This window comes from Inquilinus limosus MP06 (assembly GCF_000767795.1).
In the GTDB taxonomy this organism is placed as follows: domain Bacteria; phylum Pseudomonadota; class Alphaproteobacteria; order DSM-16000; family Inquilinaceae; genus Inquilinus; species Inquilinus limosus_E.
Window position 1 is genome coordinate 1 of sequence record NZ_JANX01000538.1, and the last position, 4,340, is coordinate 4,340.

Genomic DNA, 4,340 nt, shown 5'->3' on the forward strand with positions numbered 1-4,340 from the left:
CGCAGCGTTTGCCCGGCCTGCAGCGCATAGGGCGGCTGCAGCCCGTTCAGCGCGATCAGCGCCGGCATAGACACGTCGTAGCGGCGGACGATGGCGAGCACGTCGTCGCCCGGCTGCACCTGCGCGGTCGCCGGTCTCTGGGTGATCTCATCCGCGCTGGGCGGAACGTTGCAGGCCGCGAGCCCCGCCGCGGCGAGGGTCGTCAGTAGGATGGGCCGGAGCCGCCATCCTCCCCGTCGGGAAGATCCGGCAGCAAAGGCACGAAGCGAACTGGCCACAGATCCTCCCGCTCCAATCCGGTTTCGGTCCGCGTGAAGCGGACCACGCGCTGGTTCCGCTTCTCGTCCCCCATGGGAATCACGATTATACCACCGATCGCCAGTTGGTCCGTCAGCGCTGAGGGCGGCAGGTCGCCGCGATGGGCGGCGGTGACGATGATGCGGTCGAACGGCGCCTGCTCGGGCCAGCCCTTCATGCCGTCGCCCCAGCGCGCGGTGATGTTGCTGATGCGCATGCCGGCGATCCGCTCCAGCGCCAGATCCAGCAGCGGCTTGTGCCGCTCGATGGTGTAGAGCCGGCGGCAGATCCGCGCCAGCACCGCGGCCTGGTAGCCGGAGCCAGTGCCGATCTCCAGCACCTTGTGCCGGTCGCCGACCTCCAGCGCCTGGGTCATCAGCCCGACCACCATCGGCTGGCTGATGGTCTGGCCGCGGCCGATCGGCAGGGCGATGTCCTCATAGGCCTGGTCGAGGAAGGCGTCGGGCACGAAGGCCTCGCGCGGCACCCGCTCGATCGCGCCGAGGACGCGATGATCCGTGATCCCCGACCGGCGGAGATGCATCAGCAGCCGGATCAGCCGTGGTTCGGCGATCATGGGCGACAGCCCTACTTGGCGAACGCGCCGCGCAGGGACTGGATCGCGGCGGCGTGGTTCAGGTCGAGATGCAGCGGCGTCACCGTGATCCGGCCGTCCCGGAGGGCGGACACGTCGGTCTCCTCGCCCTGCAGCGCCTCCTCGGTCCGGCTGGTGCCGATCCAGAAATAGGTGCGGCCGCGGGGGTCCAGCCGCTCCTCCAGCACGTCGCCGATCTTGCGCAGCCCGTGCGGCACCACGGCGACGCCCGTGACCGCGTCCGGGTCGACCGCCGGGAAGTTGATGTTGACCAGCACCTGCTCCGGCCAGTCCATGGCGACCACCTTGCGCGCGACCTCGGCGCCCCAACGCGCCGCCGTCTCCCAATCCGGCCGGCGGCCGTCGGCGAATTGCTGGCTGAAGGCGATGGCGCGGATGCCCAGCAGCGTCGCCTCCATCGCCGCGGCGATGGTGCCGGAATAGGTCACGTCCTCGGCGATGTTGCGGCCATGATTGACGCCGGACAGCACCAGGTCGGGCCGCCTGTCCTTCATCACATGGTTCACCGCCAGCAGCACGCAGTCGGTCGGCGTGCCGTCGACGGCGAAGCGCTTCTCCTCGATCTTCCTGAGGCGCAGGGGCCGGTGGATGGTCAGGGAATGGCTGGCGGCCGACTGCTCGGTCTCCGGCGCGCAGACCCAGACGTCGTCCGACAGCTCGCGGGCGATCCGCTCCAGCACCGAGAAGCCGGTCGAGTTGATGCCGTCGTCATTGGCCAGGAGGATGCGCATCGTCAGCCCTTCACGTCCAGGATCTCGATCCCGCCCATATACGGGCGCAGCACCTCCGGCACCTCGATCGCCCCGTCCTGCCGCTGATAGGTCTCCATCACCGCGATCAAGGCGCGGCCGACGGCGACGCCGGAGCCGTTGAGCGTGTGCACGAACCGCGTGCCCTTCTCACCCTCCGGCCGGAACCGGCCCTGCATCCGCCGGGCCTGGAACTCGCCGGTGTTGGAGCAGGAGGAGATCTCGCGGTACCGCCCCTGCCCCGGCAGCCAGACCTCGATGTCGTAGGTCTTTCGGGCGGTGAAGCCCATATCGCCGGTGCACAGCACGATGGTGCGGAAGGCCAGGCCGAGGCGCTTCAGCACGGTCTCGGCGCACTCCGTCATCCGCTCATGCTCGGCGGCCGACTGCTCCGGCATGGTGATGCTGACCAGCTCGACCTTGCTGAACTGGTGCTGGCGGATCATGCCGCGGGTGTCGCGCCCGGCCGACCCGGCCTCGGAACGGAAGCTCGGCGTCAGCGCGGTGAAGCGCAGCGGCAGCCCCTCCTGCTCCAGGATCTCGCCGGCGACCAGGTTGGTCAGCGGCACCTCGGCGGTCGGGATCAGCCAGTGGCCGGTGTTGGTGCGGAACAGGTCCTCGGCGAATTTCGGCAGCTGGCCGGTACCGTACACCGCCTCGTCGCGCACCATGAAGGGCGGCGCGATCTCGGTGTAGCCATGCTCGTTGATGTGCAGGTCGATCATGAACTGGCCGATCGCCCGCTCCAGCCGGGCCAGCGCGCCGCGCAGCACCACGAACCGGGCGCCGGACAGCTTGGAGGCCGCGGCGAAGTCCATCAGCCCCAGGCCCTCGCCCAGGTCGACATGGTCGCGGGCGCTGTTCAGCCGCCGCGGCTCGCCGGTGCGCCGGATCTCGATATTGCCGCTCTCGTCGGCCCCGTCGGGCACGTCGTCGTCGGGGATGTTCGGCAGCTCGGCCAGCCGGGCGGTCAGCGCCGCCTCGGCGTCGCGGTCGGCCTGCTCCAGCTCGCCCATCTTCGCCTTGATGGCGGCAACCTCGTCCATCAGCGCCTGGGCGTCGCCGCCCTTGGACTTGACGGCGCCGATCTCCTTGGACGCGGCGTTGCGGCGGGTCTGCAGCCCCTGCAGCTCGGTGGTGATCTGGCGCCGCCGCTCATCCAGCGACAGCAGCTCGGCGGCGACGGGCGACAGACCCCGCCGAGCCATCCCCTTGTCGAAGGCCTCGGGATGCTCTCGGATGAATCGGATGTCGTGCATCGCGCGCTCGGTGACTGCCGGATCGGGGAATCGTGCGCTGGTTATAGGTGCTGGGCCGGCCGGACGCAAACGGGGCGGCGTGGCCATTCGCATCTGGCGGCGGAACCCGGCGGCGGCACCGACGTTGCAGTCCGGTCCCACCCGATGCCAAGGTCGCGCATGGTCCTTCCTACCGCCTTCGTCGTCGCCCGCGACCTGAAGCGGCTGCAGCAGATCGTCACCGTGCTGCTGCGCTTCGGCTTCGGCGACCTGGTGCGCCGGCTGGGGCTGCACCGGCTGCTGAGGCAGGCCGGGCTGGCGCCGGGGGATACCGGTGCCGCGGCCCCCGGCCAGGACACGCCGGCCCGGCTGCGCCTGGCGATCGAGGCGCTGGGCCCGACCTTCGTCAAGCTGGGCCAGATCCTGGCCACCCGCAGCGACCTGCTGCCGGCGGAGTGGATCGCCGAGCTGGAGAAGCTGCACGACCGCGTGCCGCCCCTGCCCTATGACCAATTGGCGCCGGTGCTGGAGGCGGCGCTGGGCGGCGCGCCCGACGCGATCTTCGCCCGCTTCGACCGGACGCCGCTGGCCTCCGCCTCGATCGCCCAGGTGCACCGGGCGGCGCTGGCCGACGGCACCGAGGTGGTGGTGAAGATCCGCCGGCCCGGGCTGCGGCCGCTGGTCGAGGCCGATCTGCGCCTGCTGGCCCATGCCGCCAGGCTGGCCGAGGAGGAGCTACCGGAGCTGCGCCGCTATCGCCCGGAGGCGATCACCCGGACCCTGGCGGCCGCGATCGGCGAGGAGCTGGACCTGGCCAATGAGGGCCGCAACGCCGAGCTGATCGCCGCCCAGTTCGAGGACCAGCCGGAGGTCGTGGTGCCGCGCATCCACTGGGCCTGGACCAGAGAGGAGGTGCTGGTGCAGGACTTCGTCGCCGGCATCCGTCCCAGCGACGAGGCGGCGCTGGAGCGGGCCGGGCTGGACCGGCGGGCGCTGGCGGCCCGCAGCTCCAACGCCTTCCTGCAGATGATGCTGATCGACGGCGTGTTCCATGCCGACCCGCATCCCGGCAACATGCTGTGCCTGGCGGGCGACCGCATCGCCTATCTCGATTTCGGCACCATCGGCCGGCTGTCGGCGCGGCGGCGCGACCAGCTGGTGACGCTGATGGCGGCGATCACCGGCGGCAGCGCCGCCGGTGTGCGCGAGGTGCTGCTGGACTGGGCCGGCCAGCCCGACATCGACGCCCGCCCGCTGGAGGAGGCGACGGAGGCGTTCCTGGCCCGCCACACCCGCGGCGCGCTGGGCCGGCTGAAGCTGGGCCAGGCGCTGGCCGATTTCGTCGCCCTGATGCGCGACCACGACCTGGCCCTGCCGCCGGACCTGGCGCTGGTGCTGAAGGCGCTGATGACCTCCGAAGGGGTGGTCCGGCGCCTGGAC

At 71.2% G+C, this 4,340-nt stretch carries 4 protein-coding genes; 1 reads left to right on the plus strand and 3 read right to left on the minus strand.

Annotation, left to right across the window (positions count from 1 at the left end; genetic code table 11):
• Positions 1-202: 202 nt before the first annotated feature.
• The 3 genes from P409_RS27810 to serS are packed head-to-tail and all read right to left on the minus strand — an operon-like array spanning position 203 to position 2,921.
• Positions 203-874, minus strand: coding sequence for a protein-L-isoaspartate(D-aspartate) O-methyltransferase (locus tag P409_RS27810; RefSeq protein WP_034846059.1), 672 nt, complete (start codon positions 872-874; stop codon positions 203-205).
• 11 nt (positions 875-885) lie between these two features.
• Positions 886-1,644: a 5'/3'-nucleotidase SurE gene (surE, locus tag P409_RS27815; protein WP_034846060.1), complete on the minus strand. Its 759-nt coding sequence runs from the start codon at positions 1,642-1,644 to the stop codon at positions 886-888.
• Between the two features lie 2 nt (positions 1,645-1,646).
• On the minus strand, positions 1,647-2,921 hold the full coding sequence (serS, locus tag P409_RS27820) for a serine--tRNA ligase (protein ID WP_034846061.1): 1,275 nt from the start codon (positions 2,919-2,921) through the stop codon (positions 1,647-1,649).
• A gap of 159 nt (positions 2,922-3,080) precedes the next feature.
• On the opposite strand from serS, the gene P409_RS27825 reads away from it, so the two are divergent.
• A partial coding sequence (locus tag P409_RS27825; protein ID WP_034846062.1) for an ABC1 kinase family protein occupies positions 3,081-4,340 on the plus strand: 1,260 nt, incomplete at its 3' end.

Excerpts from the sequence above, each read along its gene's own strand:
- P409_RS27810 (WP_034846059.1), bottom strand. The coding sequence starts at position 874 with ATGATCGCCGAACCACGGCTGATCCGGCTGCTGATGCATCTCCGCCGG.
- surE (WP_034846060.1), bottom strand. The coding sequence starts at position 1,644 with ATGCGCATCCTCCTGGCCAATGACGACGGCATCAACTCGACCGGCTTC.
- serS (WP_034846061.1), bottom strand. The coding sequence starts at position 2,921 with ATGCACGACATCCGATTCATCCGAGAGCATCCCGAGGCCTTCGACAAG.